Origin of the sequence: Aeromicrobium sp. A1-2, assembly GCF_003443875.1 — a bacterium.
Classification (GTDB): Bacteria; Actinomycetota; Actinomycetes; order Propionibacteriales; family Nocardioidaceae; genus Aeromicrobium.
On the sequence record NZ_CP027482.1, the window covers coordinates 3,333,959 to 3,360,458 of the forward strand.

The 26,500-nt window shown below is 68.8% G+C and carries 25 protein-coding genes; 11 read left to right on the forward strand and 14 right to left on the reverse strand.

The features are described from left to right. Positions 1–2 precede the first annotated feature (2 nt). From C6I20_RS16385 to C6I20_RS16400, 4 genes are all read left to right on the forward strand, one after another. Positions 3–1,385, forward strand: coding sequence for a dihydrolipoamide acetyltransferase family protein (locus tag C6I20_RS16385; protein WP_118398115.1), 1,383 nt, complete (start codon positions 3–5; stop codon positions 1,383–1,385). A gap of 52 nt (positions 1,386–1,437) precedes the next feature. After that, positions 1,438–2,739, forward strand: coding sequence for a nitrate/nitrite transporter (locus C6I20_RS16390; RefSeq protein ID WP_118398118.1), 1,302 nt, complete (start codon positions 1,438–1,440; stop codon positions 2,737–2,739). Between the two features lie 37 nt (positions 2,740–2,776). Beyond that, entirely contained in the window at positions 2,777–3,157 is a 381-nt protein-coding gene (locus C6I20_RS16395; RefSeq protein ID WP_118398121.1) for a VOC family protein, read from the forward strand. 64 nt (positions 3,158–3,221) lie between these two features. Continuing rightward, positions 3,222–4,463, forward strand: coding sequence for an HNH endonuclease (locus C6I20_RS16400; protein ID WP_118398124.1), 1,242 nt, complete (start codon positions 3,222–3,224; stop codon positions 4,461–4,463). Between the two features lie 39 nt (positions 4,464–4,502). Here C6I20_RS16400 and C6I20_RS16405 read toward each other — a convergent pair whose 3' ends face one another. Genes C6I20_RS16405 through C6I20_RS16415 form a run of 3 tightly spaced genes read right to left on the reverse strand, consistent with a single transcriptional unit; the run spans position 4,503 to position 6,779 of the window. Further along, positions 4,503–5,444, reverse strand: coding sequence for an oxidoreductase (locus C6I20_RS16405; protein ID WP_162891387.1), 942 nt, complete (start codon positions 5,442–5,444; stop codon positions 4,503–4,505). Between the two features lie 25 nt (positions 5,445–5,469). Then, on the reverse strand, positions 5,470–6,267 hold the full coding sequence (locus C6I20_RS16410) for a maleylpyruvate isomerase family mycothiol-dependent enzyme (RefSeq protein ID WP_118398130.1): 798 nt from the start codon (positions 6,265–6,267) through the stop codon (positions 5,470–5,472). Then, positions 6,264–6,779 (reverse strand): hypothetical protein, encoded by a 516-nt coding sequence (locus C6I20_RS16415; protein ID WP_118398133.1) that lies wholly within the window; start codon positions 6,777–6,779, stop codon positions 6,264–6,266. Before C6I20_RS16415 ends, C6I20_RS16410 begins: the two co-directional genes overlap by 4 nt. A 149-nt stretch (positions 6,780–6,928) precedes the next feature. Between C6I20_RS16415 and C6I20_RS16420 the strand changes: the two genes are divergently transcribed. From C6I20_RS16420 to C6I20_RS16430, 3 genes are read left to right on the forward strand one after another with little or no spacing between them, the layout of a single operon-like run. Next, positions 6,929–9,304 (forward strand): phosphoketolase, encoded by a 2,376-nt coding sequence (locus C6I20_RS16420; protein WP_216822925.1) that lies wholly within the window; start codon positions 6,929–6,931, stop codon positions 9,302–9,304. Next, positions 9,301–10,422: an acetate/propionate family kinase gene (locus C6I20_RS16425; RefSeq protein WP_118398139.1), complete on the forward strand. Its 1,122-nt coding sequence runs from the start codon at positions 9,301–9,303 to the stop codon at positions 10,420–10,422. Before C6I20_RS16420 ends, C6I20_RS16425 begins: the two co-directional genes overlap by 4 nt. Positions 10,423–10,467: 45 nt before the next feature. Further along, positions 10,468–11,109, forward strand: coding sequence for a response regulator transcription factor (locus C6I20_RS16430; RefSeq protein WP_118398142.1), 642 nt, complete (start codon positions 10,468–10,470; stop codon positions 11,107–11,109). Between the two features lies 1 nt (position 11,110). Here C6I20_RS16430 and C6I20_RS16435 read toward each other — a convergent pair whose 3' ends face one another. Continuing rightward, positions 11,111–12,793 carry a GAF domain-containing protein gene (locus tag C6I20_RS16435; RefSeq protein WP_118398145.1) on the reverse strand — a complete coding sequence of 561 codons (1,683 nt, stop codon included), beginning with the start codon at positions 12,791–12,793 and terminating at the stop codon, positions 11,111–11,113. 158 nt (positions 12,794–12,951) lie between these two features. Between C6I20_RS16435 and C6I20_RS16440 the strand changes: the two genes are divergently transcribed. Then, complete coding sequence (locus C6I20_RS16440) at positions 12,952–13,794, forward strand: universal stress protein (protein ID WP_162891388.1); 843 nt, start codon at positions 12,952–12,954, stop codon at positions 13,792–13,794. A gap of 28 nt (positions 13,795–13,822) precedes the next feature. After that, positions 13,823–14,368: a flavodoxin domain-containing protein gene (locus C6I20_RS16445; RefSeq protein WP_162891389.1), complete on the forward strand. Its 546-nt coding sequence runs from the start codon at positions 13,823–13,825 to the stop codon at positions 14,366–14,368. Here the strand turns inward: C6I20_RS16445 and C6I20_RS17455 are convergent, their stop codons facing one another. From C6I20_RS17455 to C6I20_RS16470, 6 genes are read right to left on the reverse strand one after another with little or no spacing between them, the layout of a single operon-like run. After that, entirely contained in the window at positions 14,369–14,782 is a 414-nt protein-coding gene (locus C6I20_RS17455; protein WP_216822926.1) for a DUF1003 domain-containing protein, read from the reverse strand. Further along, positions 14,779–15,210, reverse strand: a complete 432-nt coding sequence (locus tag C6I20_RS17460) for a pyridoxamine 5'-phosphate oxidase family protein (protein ID WP_216822927.1) — start codon at positions 15,208–15,210, stop codon at positions 14,779–14,781. The genes C6I20_RS17455 and C6I20_RS17460 overlap by 4 nt, the downstream gene beginning before the upstream one ends. A gap of 51 nt (positions 15,211–15,261) precedes the next feature. After that, positions 15,262–16,875, reverse strand: a complete 1,614-nt coding sequence (cydC, locus tag C6I20_RS16455; protein WP_118398157.1) for a thiol reductant ABC exporter subunit CydC — start codon at positions 16,873–16,875, stop codon at positions 15,262–15,264. Then, a complete protein-coding gene (gene cydD, locus C6I20_RS16460; protein ID WP_118398160.1) occupies positions 16,872–18,491 on the reverse strand; it encodes a thiol reductant ABC exporter subunit CydD in 1,620 nt (539 codons plus the stop codon). Before cydD ends, cydC begins: the two co-directional genes overlap by 4 nt. Further along, positions 18,488–19,498, reverse strand: coding sequence for a cytochrome d ubiquinol oxidase subunit II (cydB, locus tag C6I20_RS16465; RefSeq protein WP_118398163.1), 1,011 nt, complete (start codon positions 19,496–19,498; stop codon positions 18,488–18,490). The genes cydD and cydB overlap by 4 nt, the downstream gene beginning before the upstream one ends. A gap of 13 nt (positions 19,499–19,511) precedes the next feature. Next, positions 19,512–20,912: a cytochrome ubiquinol oxidase subunit I gene (locus tag C6I20_RS16470; protein ID WP_118398166.1), complete on the reverse strand. Its 1,401-nt coding sequence runs from the start codon at positions 20,910–20,912 to the stop codon at positions 19,512–19,514. Positions 20,913–21,220: 308 nt separating this feature from the next. On the opposite strand from C6I20_RS16470, the gene C6I20_RS16475 reads away from it, so the two are divergent. After that, entirely contained in the window at positions 21,221–21,763 is a 543-nt protein-coding gene (locus C6I20_RS16475) for a DoxX family membrane protein (RefSeq protein ID WP_118399063.1), read from the forward strand. Positions 21,764–21,832: 69 nt separating this feature from the next. On the opposite strand, the gene C6I20_RS16480 is transcribed toward C6I20_RS16475, so the two are convergent. The 4 genes from C6I20_RS16480 to C6I20_RS16495 all read right to left on the reverse strand — a co-directional run bounded on the left by C6I20_RS16480 (position 21,833) and on the right by C6I20_RS16495 (position 25,268). Next, on the reverse strand, positions 21,833–22,129 hold the full coding sequence (locus C6I20_RS16480) for a hypothetical protein (RefSeq protein ID WP_118398169.1): 297 nt from the start codon (positions 22,127–22,129) through the stop codon (positions 21,833–21,835). Then, complete coding sequence (locus C6I20_RS16485) at positions 22,126–22,569, reverse strand: MarR family winged helix-turn-helix transcriptional regulator (protein WP_118398172.1); 444 nt, start codon at positions 22,567–22,569, stop codon at positions 22,126–22,128. The genes C6I20_RS16480 and C6I20_RS16485 overlap by 4 nt, the downstream gene beginning before the upstream one ends. Positions 22,570–22,672: 103 nt before the next feature. Further along, positions 22,673–24,535, reverse strand: coding sequence for an acyl-CoA dehydrogenase (locus C6I20_RS16490; protein ID WP_118398175.1), 1,863 nt, complete (start codon positions 24,533–24,535; stop codon positions 22,673–22,675). A gap of 139 nt (positions 24,536–24,674) precedes the next feature. Then, positions 24,675–25,268, reverse strand: a complete 594-nt coding sequence (locus tag C6I20_RS16495; RefSeq protein WP_254052176.1) for an HAD family hydrolase — start codon at positions 25,266–25,268, stop codon at positions 24,675–24,677. Positions 25,269–25,578: 310 nt separating this feature from the next. Here C6I20_RS16495 and C6I20_RS16500 point away from each other — a divergent pair, with 310 nt between their 5' ends. Then, positions 25,579–26,496 (forward strand): LysR family transcriptional regulator, encoded by a 918-nt coding sequence (locus tag C6I20_RS16500; RefSeq protein ID WP_118398178.1) that lies wholly within the window; start codon positions 25,579–25,581, stop codon positions 26,494–26,496. Positions 26,497–26,500 lie beyond the last annotated feature (4 nt).

The window sequence follows — 26,500 nt, forward strand, 5'->3', positions numbered from 1 at the left end:
TCATGAGTGAGTTCAAGCTGCCCGATGTCGGCGAAGGCCTGACCGAGGCCGAGATCGTGTCCTGGAAGGTCGCGGTCGGCGACGTCATCAGGGTCAACGACATCATCGTCGACATCGAGACCGCGAAGTCCATCGTGGAGCTCCCGAGCCCGTATGAGGGCACGATCGAGGCACTGCTGGTCGGCGAGGGCGAGACCGTCGACGTGGGGACCCCGATCATCCGGATCGCGACGCCCGAGGAGTCGGGCGCGGAGTCGTCGGCCGCGCCCACCTCGCCGGCCGTACGGATGCCGAGCGCCATGACGGCGGCCGACTTCGCCTCAGCCGGCGACCTGGTGCCCGAGCCCGTCGTGGTCGAGACCTCGGCGAAGCCTGAGGAGCGCCAGTCCGTGCTCGTGGGCTACGGACCCCGCACGACCTCGACCAAGCGTCGCGCCCGCAAGGGTGCCGTGGCATCGGTCGACACCGAGCGGGTAGCCCAGCGGTCGGTCCACTCGCTCGCCAAGCCGCCCGTGCGCAAGCTGGCCAAGGATCTCGGGGTCGATCTGGACTCCGTCCCGGCCGCGGGCGAGATCATCACGCGCGCCGATGTCGAGGCGTACGCGGGTCAGCGCTCCGCCAACGGGTCGACGCCAAGCGGAGCAGATGTCGAGCCGGCGGCCCCGGCCCCGCGTCACTCGTCGCAGGACGACGTACGCGTGCCGATCAAGGGAGTCCGCAAGATGACGGCCGAGGCGATGGTCTCCTCGGCGTTCACCGCCCCGCACGTCACCGAGTGGGTCACCCTCGACGTGACCAGAACGATGGATCTGGTCGCGCAGCTCAAGGTCGATCCGCGTTTCTCCGGCCTCCGGGTCTCGCCGTTGCTGATCGTGGCGCGGGCGGTGTGTCTGGCGATGCGCAGCACCCCAGAGCTCAACTCGACGTGGGACGAGACGGCCCAGGAGATCGTGCTGAAGGGCTCGGTCAACCTCGGTATCGCGGCCGCAACGCCACGCGGACTGGTGGTGCCCAACATCGTGGGTGCCGACAGCATGGCGATGCCGGAGCTCGCGGGAGCCTTCGCCGATCTGATCGGCACGGCGCGGGAGGGCAAGACGCAGCCCGCACAGATGACGGGCGGGTCTTTCACGATCACCAACATCGGTGTGTTCGGCATCGACGCCGGCACCCCGATCCTCAACCCGGGTGAGGCCGGCATTCTCGCCGTCGGGGCCATCAACCGTCGGCCGTGGGTCGGTGACGACGACCAGATCGTCGCCCGGTGGGTCACGACCCTCGCACTGAGCTTCGACCACCGCGTCGTCGACGGTGAGCAGGGCTCGCGGTTCCTCGCCGACGTCGCGGCGATCCTCCGCGATCCAGCCCTCGCGCTGACCTACTGATCGGGGCGGCGGGCGGTCGTGCGCCGCCGCCGCGGGACCCTAAACTGGGTCGGTGACCCAGCCTGCCGAGACGCGCCATCCCGGCGCGTATGCCGTCTGGGTCGTCGCCCTCCTGGTCTATCTGCTCGCGGTGTTCCACCGGTCCTCGCTGGCGGTCGCGGGGCTTGCCGCGTCCGAGCGGTTCGACATCTCCGCCGCGCAGCTGGCGACCTTCACGATGCTGCAGCTCCTGGTCTACGCCGGTATGCAGATCCCGGTCGGGCTGCTGGTCGACCGCTTCGGCCCGCGCCGGGTGCTCCTGACCGGCGCGATCACGCTGACCCTCTCGCAGGTCGGCTTTGCCTTCGCTGAGACATACGCCTGGGCGCTCGTCGCTCGGGTCGGCGTCGGAGTCGGAGACGCCATGACGTTCATCTGCGTCCTGAGACTCGTCAACACCTGGTTCGCGCCTCGACGGGTCCCCCTGATCACGCAGCTGACGGGCGTCACGGGGCAGCTCGGCGCGATCATCGCGGCGGTGCCGATGACGGTGGCGCTGCGCGAGCTGGGCTGGACCAGGTCGTACCTGATCGCCGCATCGTTCGGCGTGGTGCTGACGGTCGCGCTGGTGATCTTCGTGCGGGACGCGCCGGCGGCCAGGTCGGTCCGTGGCGCGGCGCTGTCGCTCACGACGATCCGGCGGAGCCTTGGTGCGTCGTGGGCGCAGCCGGGGACCCGGCTCGGGTTCTGGATGCACTTCTCGACGCAGTTCAGTGCCACGACGTTCGGGTTGCTGTGGGGCTATCCGTTCTTCGTGCGCGGCGAGGGCCGGTCCGATCACGTCGCCGGGCTCCTGCTGACGCTGATGGTCGTCGCGGTGATGTCGACCGGTCCCGTGCTGGGGTGGGCGATCACCCGCCACCCGTGGCACCGGTCGACGATCGTGCTGACCATCATCTCGGCCATCGTGACGGTGTGGACCGTCGTGCTGGTGTGGCAGGGGCCGGCACCGCTGTGGCTGCTGGTGGTGCTGGTCATCGTCATGGGCATCGGCGGCCCGGCCTCGATGATCGGCTTCGACCTGGCCCGCACGTCCAACCCGGCCGACCGCCTCGGCAGCGCGACCGCGATCGTCAACCAGGCCGGTTTCGTCGCGAGCCTGATTCTCGTGGTCGCGATCGGCCTGATCCTCGACTGGCGGACACCCGGCTCGTCGACGGCCTATTCGCCGTCGGCGTTCGTGTGGGCGATGTCGTTCCAGTACGTCCTGTGGGCGCTCGGGGTGACCCAGATTTGGCGCTACCGGGTCAGGACACGGGCCAAGATCATGGCCGAGGAACCCGAGGCGTACGGACGCGCCCACAAGCTCGGCTGACGCGCGCACTCGTAGCGGGAGGGGCACAATCGGACGCATGACGACCACGACGTTCACGCTGGTACGGCTTCACCATGTCCAGCTCGCCATCCCGCCGGGTGGTGAGGATGAGTGTCGGGCCTTCTGGAGCGGCGTCCTGGGGCTGGACGAGGTCGAGAAGCCACCGGTCCTGGCGGCGCGTGGCGGGTGCTGGTTCCGGGGTGGGGGCATCGAGGTCCACTTGGGCGTGGAGCAGGACTTCGTGGCCGCCCGCAAGGCGCACCCCGGCATCCTTGTAAGGGACCTGCTCGACCTGGCGGACGTCTTGCGTTCCGCCGGGGTCCAGATCACGGAGGACGGAGAGTTCCCGGGGCACGACCGTTTCTACGCGGCGGACCCGTTCGGCAACCGGCTGGAGTTCTTGGAGTCGCACAACTAAGGGCTATGGATAACCACTGTAACGGCAGGAAGTTCGTGTCGGTGGTCGCGTCTAGGGTTGAAGTATGTTCGAAGCCGTAGCCACCGCAGACCTCCTGACCGAGGTGCGTGCGCACGACTTCACGTCCGACCCGATCCACGAGGCGGGCGGCAACCGGATCGACGCAGTCCGCGAGATCGACCGTGCCGTCCGAGCGCTCCAGGCCGAGCAGGCGACCCAGATCGCTGCCCTGCACGCCGAGCGGTCAGCGGTCATGACCCTGGGCCGCGGAGACCCGACCCTGTCGGTGATCGGCGAGGTCGCGATGGCCCGCAACATCGGGCCGTGCGCGGCTGCGACCCAGGTTGGCCTGTCCCTTGGTCTGGCCCGGCTGCCGCGGGTGCTAGAGCTGTTCCGGGACGGCCGCATCTCCGAGCCGGTCGCCCGGGCCGTGGTCAACGAGTCGTGCTCCCTGCACGCCGACGACTTCGTGGTGCTGGACGGCGAGATCGCGGCCGTCCTTCCCGGGCTCACGCATCTGCAGGCCCGACAGGCGGCCGCGAGGGCCGTGATCCGGATCGACGCCGATGCCGCCCGCATCAGGGCCGAGCGCAATCGCGCGGACCAGCGGGTTTCGATGTTCCCCGAGACCGACGGTGTCGCGATACTGCAGATGCGCGGTCCGGCCGAGCAGATCCTCGCTGCCTTCAACACCCTCGATGCCGAGGCGCACAGACTGCGTGCCGCCGGTGACACTCGCACGATCGGCCAGATCATGTGCCAGACGTCGGTCGAGCGGGTCACGGGACTGGTCCGTGCCGACGGCATCGACGTGGAGGTCGGTCTGGTGCTGGACGCACCGACCTTGGTCGGTGAGGACGGTGAACCCGTCGAGCTGCTCGGATACGGGCCTATCGCCCCGTCGGTCGCCGACGACATTATCGCCGCGGCACCCAACCGGTCCGTCCGGCGGCTGCTGGTCGACCCCGTTGACGGCACCCTGGTAGTCCGCGAACCGCACCGCAGGCACTTCGACTCACCGACCCGCCACTACATACGCACGCGTGACCAGCAGTGCCGGCAGCCCGGATGCGACGGACGCATCCGCGACGCAGACCACATCGTCGACCACGCGCTGGGTGGCCTCAGCACTACTGCCAATGGTCAAGGGCTATGCAAGCGGTCCCACACGCTCAAGCACCAACCCGACTGGAAGGTCGTATCCGACGGCAAAGCCACCATCTGGACGACGCCGACGGGCCACTCCTACCGCTCCAGCCCGCCACCGCTGCTCCCACGCGCTGCGCTGGGCCACCTGCGGCAATAGCGCGCGCAGCAGAGATCCGGCGCTTGCCAGACCTTTTGGTCAGACGTCGAAGACGACACCGGCGGCGGACTCTGAGGCCACCCACAGCTGGTCGGCGAGCTCCTCGTCGCGGGCCACACGCGACATCCCGACGAGCTTGGGTCGGCCACGCATGCCGCGGAATCCGGCCGGACCGACATACTCGCCGCCGGTCAGCGTCGGGTCGGTCGCGGCCATCAGCAGCGGCCAGGCCCCGTGCGACGCCGGCTGCCCGATGATCTTGGTGATCTGATGCATCCCGATCCCCGGGAGCGACAGTCCATTGACGGTCGGTCCGGTCTTGGTCAGGTTGGTTGAGGCGTAGCCAGGGTGGGCCGGGACGCTCACGACCCCCAGGCCGGCGGCCTTGGCGCGCCGGTCGAGCTCAAGGGCGAACATCAGGTTTGCGAGCTTGGACTCGCCGTACGTCTGCCAGCGTTGGTACTTCCGGCTCGAGCCGGCCGGTGTGAGGGCGTCCAGGTCGATGCTGCCGACCGAGGTGTGTGCCATCGAGGAGACCGTGACGACGCGGCTGTTGCTGGCGACCAGCAGCGGCCACAGCCCGGCGGTCCAGGCGAAGTGGCCCAGGTGGTTGGTGCCCATCTGCAGCTCGAAGCCGTCCGCCGTCAGGGTCAGCTTCGGCGGGATCATGATGCCGGCGTTGTTGACCAAGATGTCGATGCGGTCGTATGCGGCCGAGACGTCCTTGGCGGCGCGCTTCGCGTCGGCCAGGTCGGCGAGGTCGAGCGACACGACGTCGACCTCGGCCCCGGGTGCGTCAACGGTGATCCGGTCGACGGCCTTCTGGGCGCGGCCAGCGTCACGGGCCGTCACGACGAGGCTCGCGCCATGACGGGCCAGCCCGATCGCGGTGTGCATCGCGGTGTGCACCCACGCCGGTGATGACGGGTCGATCAGGTCCGGCTCGCTTGCCGGTGCGCCATCATGCTTGCGCCAGGTCATGCGCGCCAGCCTAGGGCGTCGGCGCTCAGGGCGTGACTGCCATGACGGCAAGCGTCGCGCGGCCGAGGTCCTGGTCGCCATCGATATCGACCTCGACGCGGTCCGCCGTACGGCGTCCGGCAGCCAGGACGGTGAAGGTCTCGGTCGACATCGTGAGCGTTGTCGACGGCTGGTCGAAGTGCTCGACTCGAGCGGCACGTCCGTCCTCGCCGATCCGCACCACAAGCTCGAGCGGGGTCGGGCCAGTTACCTGCCAGCGAACCGTCGACTCCGCCGGCGGCTTGACCCGCTTGCCCAGGATCATCGGCATCGCGAACGAGAACGCCATCACGACGACTTGCGCTCCGGTGGAGTCCAGACCACCCGGGCGACCGGTTGCCCGGCGGATGTCCTGCTCGTGCACCCACATGTCGATCGTGCGGTTGCGGAGCAGGGTGTCCCAGCTCCACGCCACGCCTCCCGGGGTGACCGGGGCCGGTGTCGCCGGATCGTCGGGAAGATCGGTCAGCTGACCGATGCGGCGCTCGACCCCGGCGGCCAGCTCGGCGATGAGCTCGGCAGGTGTGTGCGTCTCGCGAGCCTCGACGCCGACCGCGGTGTGCAACGGGTCGATCTCGTGGGCGCCCGAGGGCTCGTAGTCGCCGGGCTCGGTTTTGGTCAGCTCGGTCTCGAGATCGGCCAGGTGCGCCATGACGTCCTTGACGGTCCAGCCGGGACAGTCGGTCGGGAGTGCCCACTCGGCATCGTCGAGCTCAGCGGCCAGGGCGAGGACTGCCTCGACCGACTCGCGCCAACCTCGGACGTACATCTCGAGCAGATTCATGGGGTTCGCTCCTTGCGGGACTGACGGCGGCTGTAGAAGATGTAGCCCGCGAAGACTGCACCAACCGCGACGCCCAGCACGCCGATGCCATTGCCGGTGTTGGCGCGGGACTGGAAGCCGGAGACCACGGCGAAGCCGTAGGTCGCGTTGTCGACGCGCTTATCCTCTGGCGAGCACTGGATCTTCAACCCGTTCGAGCCGTCGCTGAGCAGCCCGACCAGGTGCCACTGGTTGCCGTCGTTGTCGACCGTGATGTCGAGGGCGGCGTCAGGGACCGGGACCTTCTTCTTGCCGGGGGTCGTGGCCCGGCAGCCGACCGAGCGGTCAGGCTGCACGATGTCGGTAAAGACTGCGACGCTCCCGTCCGCGGCGTCCGCCCGGGTCGTCGTGGGTGAAACCGTCACCTCGCGCACGGGGTCCCACGCGCTCGCTGCGACGACTGTGCCGATCATGACGCTGCCCAGCGCGACGACGAAGGCCGCGAGGTACCACAGCGGATTGGTCGGTCTCACGAAGCAACTTTCGCACATGGGACTCCGCCGGGCCGTGCCAGACGCGCGCCCGGGACCAACGGCCCTTGTCGGGTCCTGGACCCGATGACAGGCTCGCAGCAGTGCCGGGTGCCCGTCGGTGGGCGCCGGCGGGAGACGCGGGAGCCACGATGAGCGACACCATGGGCCTGATCGAGCGAGACCTCGACGACGAGCTTGAGCTGATTGACGCCTACTGGCGCGCAGCCAACTATCTGTCCGTCGGGCAGATCTACCTGATGGACAACCCGCTGCTGCGGGAGCCGCTGCGGCCGGAGCACGTCAAGCCCCGCCTGCTGGGGCACTGGGGCACGACTCCGGGTCTCAACCTCCTGTACGCGCACATGAACCGGGTCATCCGCGACCGCGACCTCAACGTCCTCTACGTGACCGGGCCGGGCCACGGTGGACCGGGCCTGGTCGCCAACGCCTATCTGGACGGCACCTACTCCGAGGTCTACCCCTCGGTCGGCCGGGACGTACCCGGCATGCGCGAGCTGTTCCGCCAATTCTCCTTCCCGGGCGGGATCCCGAGCCATGTCGCGCCGGAGACGCCGGGCTCGATCCACGAGGGCGGCGAGCTCGGCTACGCCTTGGTCCACGCGTATGGCGCAGTGTTCGACAATCCCGACCTGGTCGCACTGTGCGTCGTCGGCGACGGTGAGGCCGAGACCGGGCCGCTGGCCGCGAGCTGGCACTCCAACAAGTTCCTCAACCCCGTGACCGACGGCGCCGTGCTTCCCGTGCTGCACCTGAACGGCTACAAGATCGCGAACCCCACGGTGCTCGCCCGCATCCCGGAGGACGAGCTGGTCGAGCTCATGCGCGGATACGGCCACGAGCCGCTGTTCGTGGTCGGCGACGACCCTGCTGACGTCCACCGACAGATGGCTGATGCGATGGACCGGGCCATGGATCGGATCGCTCTGATCCAGCAGTCCGCCCGGAGCGGCCGCCAGACGGAACGGCCCCGGTGGCCAATGATCGTATTGCGGACCCCCAAGGGCTGGACCGGTCCGGCGATCGTGGACGGACTGCCGGTCGAGGGAACCTGGCGGGCCCACCAGGTTCCGTTGGCGCAGACCCGCCCCATCGCCGAGCACCGGGCGCAGCTCGAGTTGTGGATGCGGAGCTATCGGCCCGAGGAGCTGTTCGACGAGGACGGCCGACTCATCCCCGAGCTGCAGGCGCTGACGCCCGCGGGGGCGCGGCGGATGAGCGCCACCCCCCACGCCAACGGCGGATTGCTGCTGCGTGACCTGGTCATGCCGGACTTCCGCGACTTCGCCGTCGAGGTGGACCGGCCCGCGGCCCACCTCAGTGAGGCGACGCGCGTCCTGGGCACGATGCTGGCCGGTGTCATCGAGGCCAATCCGGACAGGTTTCGACTCATGGGTCCGGACGAGACCGCCTCGAACCGGCTCGGTGGGGTGTTCGAGCAGACCGGCCGTGCGTGGAACGCCATCACGGTGCCCGGTGACACGGATCTGGCGGTGGACGGCAGGGTCATGGAGGTCCTGTCCGAGCACCTGTGCCAGGGCTGGCTCGAGGGCTACCTCCTGACCGGTCGCCACGGGTTGTTCAACTGCTACGAGGCGTTCATCCACATCGTCGACTCGATGTTCAACCAGCACGCCAAGTGGCTCAAGTCGACGCGGCGGATCCCTTGGCGCGCCCCGATCGCATCGCTCAACTACCTGTTGACCTCGCACGTGTGGCGCCAGGACAACAATGGCTTCTCGCACCAGGACCCGGGATTCCTGGACCACGTCATCAACAAGAAGTCCGAGATCGTGCGGGTCTACCTCCCGCCGGACACCAACACCCTGTTGTCGGTGGCCGACCACTGCCTTCGCAGCCACGACTACGTCAATGTCATCGTCGCGGGCAAGCAGCCCGCACTGACCTACCTGACGATCGACGAGGCAGTCGCCCACTGCACCCGTGGACTCGGCATCTGGCCGTGGGCCAGCAGCGATGACGGTGATCCGGACGTCGTGATGGCCTGCTGCGGGGACATCCCGACGCTCGAGACCATCGCAGCGGTCGACCTGCTGCGCAAACACCTGCCAGACCTGAAGGTGCGGGTCATCAACGTCGTGGACCTGATGCGCCTCGAGCCGGAGAGCGAGCACCCGCACGGCCTGTCGGACCGGGACTTCGACGCCCTGTTCACGACCGACAAGCCGGTCCTGTTCGCCTTCCACGGCTATCCGTCGTTGATCCACCGCCTGACCTACCGGCGCACCAACCACGACAACATCCACGTGCGCGGCTACAAGGAGGAGGGGACCACCACGACCCCCTTCGACATGGTCATGCTAAACGATCTTGATCGCTTCCACCTCGTGATGGACGTCATCGACCGCGTGCCGGCGCTCGGCTCGAGGTCTGCGGTGCTCCGTCAGGAGATGTCCGATGCGCGGCTCGCGGCTCGCGCCTACACCCGTGAGCACGGCGAGGACGATCCCGTGATCGCGGGCTGGACCTGGCCCGAGCGGGCATGACGGCCAGGGTCCTGGTCGTCAATGCCGGGTCGTCGAGCCTCAAGCTCCGGCTGCTCGGGGTCGGCGACGTGGTCGAACGATCGGCCGACCTGACCGCGGGCCCTGGCGGCATCGACCCGGTGGATCTTGCCGCCGCGCTTCAGGGCTGGGAGATGCCCGACGTCGTGGGCCATCGGGTCGTGCACGGCGGCACCCGTTTCGATGCCCCCGTCCGGATCGATGCGGGAGTGCGCCGCGAGCTGGAGGAGCTCACGGCGCTGGCGCCGCTGCACCAGCCCAAGTCGCTCGCGGCCCTCGACGCGGTCACCGCGGTCCTGCCCGACACGCCCGCGGTGGCCTGCTTCGACACCGCGTTCCACACCACGATCCCCGAGGCCGCAGCGACCTACGCCGTCCCGCTGGAGTGGCGCGAGCAGTATGCGATCCGCCGGTACGGCTTTCACGGCCTCTCGCACTCGTACGCCGCGCGGCGGGCCGGCGAGATGACCGGCCGGCCCTCGGCCGACCTGGGGATCGTCACGTGTCACATCGGCGCGGGCGCCTCCATCTGTGCGGTCAGGGCTGGTCGCAGCGTCGACACGACGATGGGGTTCACGCCGCTTGAGGGGGTCGTGATGGCGACCCGCTCCGGCAGCATCGACCCGGGCCTGGTCCTGTGGCTCGAGGAGCACGAGGGCCTGTCCCCTCACCAGGTCACCGAGGCGCTGGAGCAGCGGTCGGGCCTGGCCGCGCTGGCCGGCACGTCCGACCTGCAGGAGGTCGAGCAAAGGGCCGCGCGCGGCGACGACCGGGCGATCCTCGCCCTCGACGTCTACGTCCACAGCCTGGTCGGCGGGATTGCCTCGATGACCGCTTCGGCCGGCGGTGTCGATGTCCTGGTGTTCACGGGAGGTGTCGGCGAGAACTCCGCGCTCGTGCGGCAGCGGACGACAGACGGCCTGGCGCACCTGGGCGTCGGCGTTGATCCGAGGCTCAACTCCGGGGCCGTGCCGGACGGCGAGGTCACCGCCACCGGCGCCACGGTGCGTACGCTGGTTGTCGCCGCGCGTGAGGACGTGCAGATCGCCGCCGGGGCGCGGTCCATATTTCCCGGGACCTTCGACCCTCGACACGCCTGAGCTGCGGCTTGATACTGAACCGATGCCCACGACGAGGAGCTGTAGATGACGATCCGTGTCTTCCTGCTGGATGACCACGAGGTCGTGCGCACCGGACTCCGTCAGCTGCTGGAGAGCGGCGGCGACATCGAGGTCGTCGGTGAGGCCGGCACCGCCGCGGCCGCGCTCGCGCGGATCCCGGCGCTCAAGCCCGATGTCGCGGTGCTCGACGCTCGACTCCCTGACGGCAGCGGCATCGAGGTGTGTCGGCAGGTGCGTTCGTCGCACCCCCAGACCAAGGCCATCATCCTGACGTCCTACGACGACGACGAGGCCCTGTTCGCCGCGATCATGGCCGGCGCGGCCGGCTACGTCCTCAAGCAGGTCACGGGTCAGGACCTGATCGCCGCGGTACGTCACGTCGCCGCGGGTGGCTCGCTGCTCGACCCCAGCGTCACGGCCAAGGTCATGGAGCGGTTGCGCGATGGTGCCCCCGGTGAGCCGGACGAGCTCAAGGACCTGACCGCGCAGGAGCGACGGATCCTCGAGCTCGTGGCCGAGGGACTGACCAACCGGCAGATCGGCGAGCGGCTGTTTCTCGCCGAGAAGACCGTCAAGAACTACATGTCCAACGTGCTGTCCAAGCTCGGTCTGGAACGCCGGACCCAGGCCGCGGTGTTCGCCAGCCGGCTCCTCGACGACCGCTGACTCAGGTCGGCACGGTCCAGGCGAGCCGGGTGCCACCGCTCGCTGCCGTGTGGATCCCGAACTCGCCGCCACGCTCCTCGGCGCGCCGACGCAGGTTGGCGAGGCCACTGAGCCGCGGCGACTCGCCAGGTCCGACGCCATCGTCGGTGATCTCGATCGAGACGTGTCCCGAGACGGCCGAGACGGTGACCTCGACGGCTGCCGGCCCGGCATGGCGGACCGCGTTCGCCAGGCCCTCGGTGACGACGGCGGAGATGTCGTCGGTCAGGTCGCCCGAGACCATCAGGTCGACGGGACCGAGGAAAACCACCCGCGGTCGGTGAGCCAGCTGATCGGCCACCCGGTCGACGATCTCGAGGATCCGGGCCCGGACACTGACGGTCGTGGACTCCGGATCGCGCTGCATCGCGAAGATGCTCTGCCGAATCTGCGCGATCGCGCCGTCGATCTCCACGATCTGAGCGGTGATCCGCGCCGCGGTGTCGGGGTCGGCGCCGGCGGCGGCGGCCTGCAGGCTCAGCCCCGTGCCGAACAGTCGTTGGATGACGTGGTCGTGCAGGTCTCGCGCGATCCGGCTGCGGTCCTCCAGGAGGGCCACGCGCCGCCGGCTCCGGCGGGACTCGGATCGGTCGATCGCGACGCTGACGTGGCTGGCGAACGACATGCCCATGTCGAGGTCCCGCGCGCTGAACGGCGGCCGTCCGACGGCGCGCGACAGGGTCAGCAGCCCGGTCGTGCGCTCGCCTTGCGAGAACGGGATGATGACCGAGTTGCCGAGCATCGCGTGGCGACAGAAGTCGTGCTTCCGGTCCGCGCTGAACTCGCCGACCAGGATCGGCTCGCCAGTCTGGATCGCCTCCGCGGCGATCGTGTTCTCCAGGGCGAACGACATCGTCGTGAGCTCGGCAGCGCCAATACCGGCTGCCCGGTCGAGGAGGATCTCCGAGCCGGAGACTCGGCCGATGCTGACCAGGTCGGCACCGGCCAGCTCGAGGACCTGCTCGACGATGACTCCGAGGTGTTCCTCCTCCTCGTCGTCCCGCATGAGCCGGCGGGCGGTGTCCGCGAGGGCGGTCGACCACCGTTCGCGGTAGGCGGAGTCATCGAACAGCCGGGCGTTCTCGATCGCGATGCCGGCGGTGGCGGCGAGGGCCTGCGCGAGCTCCTCGTCGTCGGCCGAGAAGGCGCCGTTGATGCTGTCGGTCAGGTAGAGGTTGCCGTAGACCTCGTCGCGCACGCGGATCGGCACGCCGAGGAAGTTCTCCATCGGCGGGTGGTGGGCGGGGAAGCCGCTGGACCGTGCGTCCGACTTGATGCGCTTCAGGCGCACGGGCTGGGGGTCGTCAATCAGCGCGCCGAGCAGTCCCTTCCCCTCGGGCAGGTGGCCGATCTGCTGGACGACCGCGGGCTCCATGCCGCGGTGGATGAACTGCTCGAGCCGACGTTCGTCGCCGATCACGCCCATCGCGCAGTAGCGGGCCTGGATCAGCTCCATGCCGATCTCGACGATGCGGCGTAGCACGCTGGGCAGGTCGAGATCGCTCGTCAGGTCGTTGTTGACCCGGATCAGGTCGCGCATCCGTGACTGCGACGTCATCATCTGCTCGCCGCGCTCCACGAGCTGCGCGAGCACAGCCTCGAACTCCAGCTTCGGGCCGGTCATCGATGGGCGCTGCTTGGTCATCGTGGGCCCGCTTGAGTGGTCACGTGCCCGACATTACGCGGGTGGAGTCTCAGCCCGCCATCGATGGGACCTAGGTCCCCGACAACCGGGGCGACATGCCATGTCGCTCGGGGCTCCGGACCCGGATCGTGGGGTCTACCAACCACGCAGGAGGAATCATGACCACCACGAAGCCCGTCGTCGTCGGCATCAAGGACAAGCAACCGGCCGCGCTGCGATTCGGCCTTCGCGAGGCCCGACGCGCCGGCGTCCCGGTACGGGTCGTGCACTCGGCAGCCCTGCCGGTCCAGGCGGCTGAGTTCTACACCGGGTACGACGCCGAGGACGGTGTGCGCATGGCCGGGCAGCAGATCCTTGACGAGGCCAGGCACTTCGTCGAGCAGGAGGTCGCCCCTCCGCCAGTGAGTTATGAGTTGTCGACCGGCTCGGCATTCGACACGCTCGTGCGTGTCTCGGCTGGCGCCCGTCTCCTCGTCATCGGGTCGGACGACCTTCCGTGGTACGAACGCGCACTCGGTGCCGCGGTGGCGGGGCACATCACCCGGCATGCGGACTGCGTCGTGGTCGTCGTCCCCGAGCACGCCTATCCGAAGCAGCCGGTCGGAGGAGTCGTGGTGACCCTCGACGGCGACACCTCTGCCGCCGGGCCGCTGCGGTTCGCGTTCGAGCAGGCCGACGCGGCTGGCCACACACTCCACGTGCTGCACGCGGCACCGCCGGCCACCCTGACCGCCGATGTCCAGGCCATCCGCGTCAACATCGCCGAGGTTCTCGCGGGGTGGGCGGAGACCTATCCCGACGTGCGGGTCATGCCGGCATTCGTCTTCGACGACACCGACGACGCGATCGTCGAGGCGAGCCAGCACGCCGAGCTCGTGGTCGTCGGTCGTCCACACAGCAGGACCGTCGCGTACGCCCTGTCCCGTCCGCTGGCGACCAAGGTGGTCGGACGGGCGCACTGCCCCGTCGCGATCGTGCCGGCTGACTACGCCGGGGCCTGAAATGGGCTCCCCAGCAGCGTGCCGCACGGTGGCCGTCGCTGCCGCGAGCCGACATGGGGGCACGTGCGAGATCGCCGATCGAATCAGCGTGACGCTCGCCGCGGAGCTCCCGGAGAGTTGGAGCGTCGTCCGCACGGACCTGCGGGACCTCCGGGCTTTCGACGCCGCCGACGCCGTTGTCCTCGGCAGCGCGGTCTACTACAGCCACTGGATGCATGCGGCCGGGCGGGCCCTGCACTATGTCAAGGATGCGCCTCTGCTGGACCTGTGGTTGTTCAGCACCGGTCCGATCTCCGAGGCTGACAGCAAGGCCGCCCAGGTGCCATCGGCCGACGCGATGGTGGCGGACGGGCTGGCCGTGGACCACCAGGTCTTCGGCGGCCGGCTCGACACCTCGCTGCTCGGCTGGGCAGAGCGGGCGGCGGTCAGGGCCGTGCACGCCCTGCCCGGCGATCATCGCGACTGGGACCAGGTCGACGACTGGGCCCGGCGCATCGCCGGGCAGCTCGCGGCGGTTCCAGAGCGCCAGAACGCTCCCCGCGGCTCGGGCCACCGAGGCGCAAGCGGCGAGTAGTCACCCCTCGGAGGCGAGAGCTCGCCGGTGCAGCTCGGTCGTCATGGCGTGGATCGCGCGGGTGAGATCGGTGTTGGTCTCGAGCTCGAGCTCCTGCGTGACGAAGTCGTGATCGGCCTTGGCGAGCTGGAATGACGACTGCCGGTTCTGCCCGATCAGGACGAACGTCGACAGGAAGATCGCCTCGAGCGACACGACCAGCGTCAGGCTCGGCCACGGCGACGTCTCGACGAACAGCATCCACGCCGCGAAGACCGCAGCATGGATGTAGACGAACACCATCGAGCCGGCGAACGTCGTGATGGCATCGGCCACCCGGAGCTGGACCTGCTGGGCACGGACTTCCCGATACGCCGCAACGACGGGGTGTGTGACCCGGCCCTCCCGTCTGCCGGGTCGACCGGGGACGGTCACGCCGTGTTTCCCGACACGCGTCGCCCGGCGATCGAGTCGGCCGTGATCCGGATGACCAGGGGACGTACCCCGCCGGCCCAGGGTCGGAGCCGGGAGTGACCGAGCACCTTGTTGATCGTCGCGCGGTCCTCGACCTCGGCGGCGGGGCCCCGCACGGTGACGTTCCACCCCTGCCGGAAGACATCGTGATGATCCACCCCGAACGCGACGTCGTCGTGCCCGCGGGCCAGGGCGGACAGCACCCGACCGGGCTCGGTACGGAAGTACACGGCACCGTCCAGATAGGCGAAGTTGACCGGGATGAGCTGCTGCCCCTCGTCGTTCACGAAGGCGACTCGTCCCACGGTCGTCGTCGTCAGGAGCTGTCGGCACTGCTCCTCGTCGATCGGGACGAGGGTCGCGCGCGGTTGGTCGTCTGAGGTGGTCATGTTGGGTCCCTCTCATGGTGTCTTGCGGCGGCCGGTGTGGACCGTCATGTCCTAAGCGTGCGCCACGACCCGTTCACGGGTCACGGGATGCGGGTCCGGCGAGGCTCCAGCGAGGTTGATCACCCGGTCACACCGATCGAGCGCCAGCCCGGAGTGCGAGATGACCAGCACCGCGTGGTCGCGGGCCAGCCCGACGATGTCGTCAAGCAGAGCCGCAGCCGTTGACGGGTCGAGATGCTCAGTGGGCTCGTCCAGGATGATGACATCCCGGCGGGCAAGCAGGAGCCTGGCGATCGAGAGTCGTTGCCGTTCGCCGCCGCTCAGCTCGCCGCCGTGCTCACCGACGGGTGTGTCCAGGCCTTCGGGCAGTCCGCGGACGAAGGCCGCCAGACCGGCGCGGTCCAGCGCCGCGAGCAGGGCCGTCTCATCGGCGGCAGGATCCGCGATACGGAGGTTCTCGCGGATCGTGGTGTCGAAGACGGTGTCGTCCTGGCCGGACATTCCGATGCGTGTGCGCACCGATGATCCGGACAGGTCGGCGAGGTCGGTGCCGCCGAGGCGGATCGAACCGCCTCGACTTTCGACCAGCTTCAGCAGGGTCATGGCCAGCGTGCTCTTGCCGGCTCCGCTGGAGCCGGTGATGCCGAGCAGGTCACCGCGACGCAGCTCGAATGAGATCGGAGCGGTGATCGACCGGTCCCACCCGACCACGAGGTCGTTGACCGACAGCACGCTCGACTCCGGCAGCGGATGCGGACCCGTGGGCTCGTCGACCGGGGTCGGCACGGTGCTGAGCTCGTGGAGCCTGCGCTCCGCGGCCTCGACGTCCGGGCGCAGCCGCTCTGCCTCCGCGAGTGACTCCAACGGCTCGATCAGCGCGACCGGAGCCAGCAGGAGGACCCCGACCATGACCGAGGGGGCGCCGGTCGCGACCAGGCCGAGGGCCAGGAGTGACACACCCGTGGATGCCAGCACGAACGCCGTTCCGAGCCCGCTGACCCACGCGGCCGCGCGCTGGGTCTGAGCCAGCGCGTCGATCGTGCGGTGCTGCTCCGGGCAGGTGTCAGGTGTGATGCCGTATGCGACAAGATCGCGGGATGCCATGACGAAGGCCGAGGCATCGGCCGACATCGTGCCGCGAAGACCGGCACTCGCGTCAACGCGACCGCGACCCGCGCCGAGACGCAGGAACGCGAAGCAGGCGAGCACGTGGAGCGCGACGATCAGACCGGCGGCGGGCCGGACGAGCGTCGCCAACAGCACGACCGCCGCGGTCGACACGAAGGCGTACGTCCACGGCAGGCGGAGGCGCAGGAGCCTGTCCTGGCCGGACTCGACATCGCCGACGATACGGCTGATGAGGTCGCCGCGACGCTGCCGATCCAGGCCGAAGGGTGCGACCCGGTCCAGATCGCGGTAGGTGCGGACTCGCTGGTCCGTCGTAGCGGCGAGCGCCACGTCGTGCGTCAGGAGACGCTCTCCGTAGTGAAAGACCGCCCGGCCGACGCCGAAGAACCGGACCGAGACGATCGCGACCATCAGGTAGAGCACGGGAGGGTGCTGGGCCGCGCGGACGATGAGCCACGCCGAGGTCAGCAGCAGCCCGATCGAGGACAGCTGGGCGGCGACGCCCAGGGTCGCGCCGGCGACGAGCCGGCGCCTCATGCCGGCACGATCGTCCTGGCGGTCAGCATGATCTGCCGATCGGCGGCCATGATGGTCTCGGCCCGATGGGCGACCACCACGACGGTGACGTCCAGCGCACGCAGGGTGTCCAGGACCAGCGCCTCCCGGTCGTGGTCCAGTCCGGCTGTGGGCTCGTCGAGGAGCATCAGCGTGGCGGTGCCGCGGCGTACCCGGAGCAGGGCGCGCGCGATCGCGATGCGACGGCGCTCTCCGGCCGAGACGTCAGTGGCGGACTCGCTGAGCCATCTGGCCGGCACGAGGTCGGTCGCGCCGGCGTCGCGGAGCGCATCCGCGACATCCTTCGCGGTCGCCGCGGCGCACCCCATGCGGACGTTGTCGGTGACGGTCCCTTCGATCAGGCTCGGGAGCTGAGGAACCCAGGCGATCGTGCTCCTCCATCGTTCGGGATCGACATCGGTCAGCTCGATCTCGCCCAGCAGGACCCGGCCGGAGGTCGGCACGACGAAACCCATCAGCAGGTCCAGCAGGGTCGACTTGCCGGCGCCGGACGCGCCCGTGATGGCCACGAACTCGCCGGGGAGGATCGACTCGTCGTCGATCGTCAGCGCGGGTGTCGTGCGCCCGGGGTACGAGCAGACGACCTGGTCGAACCGCAGCCCGGTGGGCCCCAGCGGGGGAGAGTCCAGCGCGCCGGTGTGGCGGTCGTGATCGAGCAGGTCGAGTGCCTCGCGAACGGCATCAGCGCCCTCGGCGCTGTCGTGGAACATCGCGCCGAGACGTCGGATCGGGAGGTAGGCCTCGGGAGCCAGGAGCAGCACGATGAGCGCGCGCTCCAGCGACATCCGGTCATCGACGACCCGCAGGCCGACACTCACCGCGACCAGGGCCACCGACAGGGTGCCGACGAGCTCGAGGACCAGCGACGACAGGAAGGCGACCCGCAGCGACCGGAGCGTGGCCCGTCGGTGGCGTTCGCCGACGAGGTGCAGGCCCTCAACCTGCGAGCGGCCGAAAATCTTGAGCATCACGAGCCCGTCGAGGACGTTGGCGAAGTGCTGCCCCAGGCGCTGGAGGGCCGACCAGCGTCGGTCCAGCAGGTCTCGGGTGAGCAGCCCGACCAGGATCATGAAGACGATGCTGAGCGGCAGACTGAGGCCGATGATGAGTGCCGACAGGGGGTCGACCACCAGGACCGCGATGATCACGAGGGCCGGCACGATCGAGGCGAGGATCGTCTGGGGCAGGAACCGGCCAACGTAGCCGTCGAAGGCATCGAGTCCGGGGCCCAGGAGGTTCACGACCCGTGAGCTGCGCGGCGGGGGACCGAGCCGGCGCGGGTCCAACAGGTCGTCGATGATCTCGTGCCGCAGCTCGGCCTTGACCGTCGCCGCGGCGCGCGCGGCCACGACCGAGTGCCACCACTGGAGCCCGGCTCGCAGCCCGAGACAGACTGCGACGGCGGCGGCCGAGCTGGCGGCAGGCGCGGCGACGAACAGCTGGGCCACGGCGTGGGCGATCGCCAGGGCCTGCGCGATGATGACCAGCGCGGTGGCCAGCCCGATCGCGACACCCAGCACCAGGTAGCGGCGCACGCTGCGCGATCGGCGCACCAGCCGCGGGTCGGGGGGCTTCACGACGCGAGGACCTCAGTCGGGATGTGCTGGACGCCGATGCGCTTGCGGAACACCCAGTACGACCACGACTGGTACATCAGCACGATCGGGGTGAACACCACGGCGACCCACGACATGATGACGAGTGTGTAGTGCGTCGACGCGGCATTGGTCGTCGTCAGGTTGAAGGCGCTGTCGATCGAGGACGGCATGACATCGGGGAACAGGCCCACGAACAGCATGATGGTCAGGAGGCCGATCGTGGTGGCTGTGGCCGCGAACGCGTAGCCCTCGCGGCCGGTCGTCGCGATCAGGAGCGCGGCGACGAAGGCCGCTGCGGTCAGTCCGCCGAACAGCCAGACGAGTGCTTCGCCCTGGTCGATGCCGGTCCAGACGATGAACGAGACCGCGAGCACCGCGGCCACGGCGCCGACCCGCAGTCCGAGGGCTGTCGCCCGGAGACGGATCTCACCCTCGGTCTTGAGGGCGACGAACAGGCAGCCGTGGACCAGGAAGACCGTCAGGGTGACCAGACCACCGAGCAGGGCGTAGGGGTTGAGCAGGTCGAAGAACGAACCGACGAACTCCTTGTCCGCGTCGATCGGGACACCGCGCACGATGTTGGCCAGCGCGACACCCCACAGGAGGGCCGGGACGGTCGAGCTGACGATGATCGCGATGTCCCAGCGTCGCCGCCACTGCGTGCCGGTGCGCTTGCCGCGGAACTCGAAGGCCACGGCGCGCACGATGAGGGCCATGAGGATCAGGAACAGCGGGAGGTAGAAGCCGCTGAACAGTGTTGCGTACCACTCGGGGAACGCAGCGAACGTGGCGCCGCCGGCGACGAGGAGCCAGACCTCGTTGCCGTCCCAGAGCGGCCCGATCGTGTTGATCAGGACCCGTCGTTCCTTGTCGTTGCGGGCGAGCAGGCCGACCAGCATCCCGACGCCGAAGTCGAATCCCTCGAGGACGAGATAGCCGATCCACAGGATCGAGATGAGGATGAACCAGAAGGTGGTGAGCTCCATGAGCAGATCCGTTTCAGTAGGCGAACGCGAGAGGTGCGTCAGCGTCGTCGGGGTCGGGGGCCGGGGCGATGGACGGCAGTCCGGCGCGGATGTACGTCAGGAGCAGCTTGACCTCGATGACCGCGAGCACGCCGTAGAGCAGGGTGAAGCCGATCAGGGAGGTCAGCACCTCGGCAGTTGTCGTGCCGGGCGAGACTCCTGCCGCGGTGGGCATCAGGCCGAAGACCGCCCACGGCTGGCGGGCCATCTCGGTGAAGATCCAGCCGAACGAGTTGCCGACCAGAGGCAGCAGAGGCAGCACGATCGCGGTGCGGAGCATCCACTTCCCCTTCGGGAGCCGGTCCCGGCGGGTCGCCCACAGCATCCAGAGGGCAGCCGCCGCGGCGATCCCGCCGACCGTCATCATGAGCCGGAACGTCCAGTAGGCCACCGGGATGTTGGGCGAGTAGTCACCGGGACCGTAGGTCTGCTCGTACTCGGCCTGGAGGGAGTCGATGCCCTTGACCTCGCCGTCGAACGTTCCCGTGCCGAGGAAGGACAGGAGCCGAGGGACCTCGAGCTTGTAGACCTCTTTGGACCCGTCCAGGGTGCCGAGGGTCAGCAGCGAGAACGGCGCGGGCTGGGAGGTCGTGTAGAGCCCCTCGGCCGCGGCCATCTTCATGGGCTGGACCTCGGTCATGACCTTGCCCTGGAAGTCGCCCGAGATGGTGGTTCCTATCCCGGCGACCAGCAGCGTCACGGCACCGAGCCGGAACGCCGTACGGAAGGCGTCGACGTCGCGGTCGGGGTTGCGGATGATGTGCCACATCGCGATGCCGGCCATGAAGGCGCCGCCGACCATGAAGCACGCGAAGATCTGGTGGGGGAACGTGGACAGCAGGACCTTGTTGGTCAGCACCGCGCCGAAGTCGGTCAGCTCGGCGCGCCCCTTGGCGGCGTTGAAGGTGTAGCCGACCGGGTTCTGCATGAACGAGTTGGCCGCAAGGATGAAGTACGCCGACAGGATCGTGCCGATCGCGGCGATCCAGATCGTGGCGAGGTGCAGGCCGGGCTTGAGCCGATCCCAGCCGAAGATCCACAGCCCGAGGAAGGTCGACTCCAGGAAGAACGCCAGGAGACCCTCGATCGCCAGGGGTGCGCCGAAGATGTCGCCGACGAAACGGGAGTAGTCACTCCAGTTCATCCCGAACTGGAACTCCTGGACGATGCCGGTCGCGACGCCCATCGCGAAGTTGATCAGGAAAAGCTTCCCGAAGAACTTGGTGAGCCGGAGGTACTTCTCGTTGCCGGTGCGCCACCACGCGGTCTGCAGGCCGGCGACGAGGAACGAGAGTCCGATCGTGACCGGGACGAAGAAGAAGTGGTAAACCGTGACGATGCCGAACTGCCACCGTGCGATGTCGAGCGCTTCCATGTGTTCTCCGGCCTACCGATCGAGTGACCGCCGCGGCCGATGCCGGGGCGGACTCGCCGGACGGAAGGATCTGGGGAGCGTGTGCGAGGGGATAGCACGCCGCCCGACGAGCTGCTGGTCCCAGCCTCGCGGGCATTGACAGGCCGGCCCACGGCCGTTCAGCACCAGCCAGTGGGACCAAAGTCCCAAAGTTCGCCATGCTGGTGACCGCAGGGACCTAGGGCCCTCACATCGTGGTCGGTGGGCCCTGAATGCCTGTCACGATTGCGGCCATGCTCGGGACACCGACCACATCACGAGGAGTCACCATGAGCGCCACCTTGGCAGCCAGCGAAACCCACCCCACATCCGTCCCGTCGGAGCCGGCGACCTCCCTGTCGCTCGTGCTCGGCGTGACCCGACTCGCGATGGGCTGGACGTTCCTCTGGCCCTTCCTCGACAAGACCTTCGGACTCGGCCACGAGACGGCATCGGCCGATGCGTGGGTCAACGGTGGCAGCCCGACCGCAGGTTTCCTCGGTCACGCCACCAAGGGCCCGTTCTCAGGCATGTACCAGGGCTTCGCAGGTCAGGCCTGGGCCGACTGGCTCTTCATGGTCGGCCTGCTCGGCATTGGCGTCGCGCTGATCCTCGGAGTCGCGACCCGCGCCGCCGCCGCCGCAGGTGCGCTCCTACTGGTCCTGATGTGGACCGCGGTCCTGCCGCCGGAGAACAACATCTTCCTGGACGACCACCTGATCTACGCCCTGATCCTCGCGATCCTGGCGCTGACCGGCGCTGGCCGCATGCTGGGCCTCGGCGCAATGTGGGACAAGCTCCCCGTGGTCAAGGACCACGCAGTCCTGCGCTGATCACGCATCAGCCGCAGGGCTGGCCCGGCGCCCTACGGGGAGCCGGGCCTTTGCGTGTCCGGTGACGGGTCAGGCCAACCAGATCAACGCGCCGACGGTCGGCAGGAGCGAGACCCCCGACCACAGGGCCGAGAAGGGCCGTACGCCCAGGATCGCCCGCGTCGCGGCGCACACGATCAGGGCGATGACGGCGGACATGATCAGCAGCAGGATCGCATCGCCGTGGCGGCCCTGGTCGATCAGGACGTAGGAGACGCCGATCAGCCCGAGGACGCCGTGAATCGCGACGGCGAAGAAACCGATCGCGGTGACCCGGCGGCGCACGCGGTCGAGCGAGGCGTCCTTCGTCATCCCGTCGGCGGTCATGCCTGCAACTCCTGGGCTGCGTCGATGATGCGGTGAAGGCTCGCATTCGTGACGTGCAGATCCTCGGTGCTCATGCCGAACCGTTCCAGCATCGCGGGCGGAACGTCGAGTGCCCGGGCGCGCAGGGCGCGACCGGCGGGCGTCAGGGCGACCTCGAGCACGCGCTCGTCGATGGTCGAGCGGGCGCGCGTCACCAGACCGGCCTGCTCGAGCCGTTTGACCAGTGGCGAGACCGTTGCGGGCTCGAGATGCAGCAGCTCGCCGAGGGCCTTGACGCCGAGCGACCCGTGCTCCCACAGTGCGAGCATCGTGAGGTACTGCGGATGGGTCAGCCCGAGCGGCTCGAGCACGGAGCGATAGCTCGCGATGACGCTGCGCGAGGCGACGGCGAGCGCGAAGCACACCTGCTCCTCGAGGGCCAGGGGATCGACGTCGGTCATGTCCTCAGTGTACGAATCATCTGTGCACGAACCGAATCCGGGGCCGGGGAGCCGCGACGGCCCCCATCCCGGGCAGGATGAGGGCCGTCGTCGTCGGAACGGTTCAGAATGCCGACTCGTCGAGCTCCATGATCGAGTCGTCGATGTTCTCGGCGATCGCGCGCTCGCCAGCGAGCATCGGCAGCACGTTGCGGGCGAAGAACTGCGCCGCTGCGACCTTGCCCTCGTAGAAGCTCTTGTCGGCGGCCGAGACCTCGCCACCGAGCTTCTCCAGCGCGACCTCGGCGCCCCGCAGCAACAGCCACGCCACGACCAGGTCGCCCAGCACGTAGACCAAGCGGGTCGTGTTGAGGCCGACCTTGTAGAGGTTCTTGAGGTCGCCCTTCTCGTCGGCGGGGTTCGAGGACATCAGGTCCTGGAACGTGGCGCCGAGGATCGCCTGCGCGTCCTCGAGGCCCTTGCCGAGCAGGTCACGCTCGACCTTGAGCCGGCCGTTGCCTGCGTCGCCCTCAGCGAATGCCTGCACCTCGCCAGCCACGAAGCCCAGCGCAGCACCCTTGTTCTTCACGATCTTGCGGAAGAACAGGTCCTGACCCTGGATCGCGGTGGTGCCCTCGTAGAGGGTGTCGATCTTGGCGTCGCGGACGTACTGCTCGATCGGGTAGTCCTGCAGGAAGCCCGATCCGCCGAAGGTCTGCAGCGACTCGGTGCCGAGCACGACCCACGAGCGCTCCGAGCCGTAGCCCTTGACGAGTGGCAGCAGCAGGTCGTTGATCGCCTCGGAGAGCGAGGCATCCTCGCCAGCAGCCTCCTTGATCATGATGTCGTCCTGCCACGTCGTGGTGTAGATCGCCAGCGAGCGCAGGCCCTCGGCGTAGGCCTTCTGCGTCAGCAGCGACCGACGGACGTCGGGGTGGTGGGTGATCGTGACGCGGGGCGCGGTCTTGTCCGAGGCCTGGGTCAGATCGGCCCCTTGCACGCGCTCCTTGGCGTAGTCGAGCGCGTTGAGGTAGCCGGTCGACAGCGTCGCGGCAGCCTTGAGGCCCACGAACATGCGGGCGTTCTCGATGACGCGGAACATCTGGTTGATGCCGTCGTGCACCTCGCCGAGCAGCCAGCCCCGGGCCGGGGCGCCGTCGCCGAAGGTGACCTCGCAGGTCGTGGAGACCTTGATGCCCATCTTCTTCTCGACGTTCGTCACATACGCGCCGTTGCGCTCGCCGGTCAGCTCGCCGGTCTCGTGGTCGAAGTGCTGCTTGGGCACGAGGAAAAGGCTGAGTCCCTTGGTGCCGGGTCCGCCGACACCCTCGACGCCTACTGGGCGGGCCAGAACCAGGTGCATGATGTTCTCGGACAGGTCGTGCTCGGCTGAGGTGATGAAGCGCTTGACGCCCTCGATGTTCCACGAGCCGTCCTCGTTGGGGAACGCCTTGGTGCGACCTGCGCCGACGTCGGAGCCCGCGTCGGGCTCGGTCAGCACCATCGTCGCGCCCCAGGCGCGGTCGACCATGAACTGGGCGATCTTCTTGTCCCGCTCGATGCCGTTCTCGAACACGATGCGTGCGAAGGCGGGTCCGCAGGCGTACATCCACAGCGGCGGGTTGGCGCCGAGCACGAACTCCGCGCTGCTCCAGATCAGGGAGGCGGGGGCAACCTGGCCGCCGAGCTCCTCGGGGATCTGCAGGCGCCACCACTCGGCGTCCATCCAGGTCTTGTAGGACTTCGCGAACGTCGGGTTCATCGTCACGGTCTTCGCGGCGGGGTCGTAGACCGGTGGGTTGCGGTCGGCGTCCTCGAAGGACTCGGCCAGATCCTCACGGGCGAGGCGGTCGATCTCGGTCAGGATGCTCTTCGCGGTGTCGGTGTCGACTTCTTCGAAGGGCGCGGTGCCGAGAATGTCCTGACGGTTGAAGAGCTCGAACAGGTTGAACTCGACGTCACGGAGGTTGCTCTTGTAGTGGCTCATGCCAGCATTCCTTTGAGGGGTGTGCGCCGCGGAGGGCGGCTTGCTACTGGTTAGTAACTTAAGTATCCGCCTGCGAGGGGGATCTGCACAAGTCCGGGACCGCAAGTGACGCTGTCGGGGACGTCACACCTTCTGGTGGTCAGCGCTGGTCGAGCCAGGCCGGAAAGGCCTCCAACGACGGCAGCACCGCTGCAGCGCCCGCCTCCCGCAACTCGCCGTCCGAGCATGGTCCGGTCGACACCGCGACGCCGGTCGCCCCTGAGGTCCGGGCCGCCTCCATGTCGTGCACGTGATCGCCGACGTACGTCGTAGCGCCCTGCTCGCGCAGGACCGCGGCCTTGCCCTCTCGCCAGGCGCGACCGAACACCTCGTCAATCGCCAGGCCCAGGTGGTCGACGTGCAGCTGGGCGCTCGGACCGTTCTTGGCGGTGATGAGAATCGTCCGGCCGATGCGGCCGGCTGCCGCGAGGGCCTCGTGCGCGCCGGGCAGCACCGAGACCAGCGGGAGGGCGATGTCGGGATAGATCTCGCGATAGCGGTCGGCCCAGCGAGGGATCTCGGTGGCGGGCAGCCAGTGTTCGAGCTCCCACTCGACCGGCGGCCCCAGGCGGGAGACGACGAGATCGGTGTCGATCTGCGCACCGCTCTCCAGGACGAGCTGTTGGTAGACGGCCTGGATCCCGGGGCGGGAGTCAATCAGCGTCATGTCGAGGTCGAATCCGGTGATCGTCACGGTCCCGAGCCTATCGAGTGCTGCGGTCGGGCCGGGTACGAGAAAGCCCCCGCAAGATCCTCGCGGGGGCTGTGCTCACGTGTGGGACGTCGGCGTCAGAGGACGCGGGTCGGGACGCGTCCGAAACCGTCGTTGGAGACGATTCGGATAGAGCGGCCGACCCCGATCACGGTGATGGCGACAGTGGCAATTCCGAGGGCGATCATGGTGGCCTCCTTCAAGGCTCGAGGTGATTTCGTACTCTCAGTATCTGCTCCGCTAACGTCAAGGACAAGCGAATAGAACTACATCTAACGTGTAGCATTGCTACATGGATGTGTATCGACTCTCTCTTCTGAGGGAATTGGCCGAGCGGGGCACCGTCGGGGCCGTGGCGGACGCGATGAAGGTCACACCGTCGGCGGTCTCCCAACAGCTGAAAGTGCTGGAGCGGGAGGCCGGGTACACCCTCGTGGAGCCGGCCGGGCGGGGCGTCGCGCTGACCGTCGCGGGCCGTGCGCTGGCGCAGGCCGCGACCGAGATCGCCGTCGCGATCGAGCGCGCCGAGGGCCAGTGGCACGAGTTCATGCAGCGACCCGCCGGGCAGGTCACGCTGGCGACGTTCCCGACCGGCGGCGAGATGCTGCTGCCGGGTGTGCTGGCCCGGCTCGCCGACGTGCCCGAGGTCGAGCTGATCTGCAGCGACGAGGACGGGGTCACGACCGACTTCGCGAACCTGACCCCGGATCACGACATCGTCCTGGCGGACTCACCGACCACCGCCGCAGCCTGGCACGAGCGCGGGCTCCAGGTCGTGCCGTTGATGAGCGAGCCGCTCGACGTCGCGCTCCCGGAGGGTCACCCCCTGGCCCGCAGGTCGAGCCTGTCACCCAAGGATGTCGTGGGCGAGACCTGGATCGGGGTGCCGCACGACTATCCGTTCGACCGGGTGCTGAGTCAGGTCGTCGCCGCGACCGGCGAGCCGGTCCATGTCGCGCAGCGGATCTCGGACAACGGGATCGTCGAGGCGCTCGTCGCCGGCGGTCACGGCATCGCGATCCTGCCGCGGTTCACGACTCGCGAGCACAGCAACGGTCTGGTCACACGCCCGCTGGTCGGCATCCGGGCCAAGCGCGAGATCGCCGCGTTGCTGCGGCCTGACCGGTTCGAGCGCCCTTCGGTGCGGCTGGTGGTGCAGGCCCTGCGCGATGAGGCGCGGGTCGTCGCCGACGCGCACGATGGTGTGTGAGGCG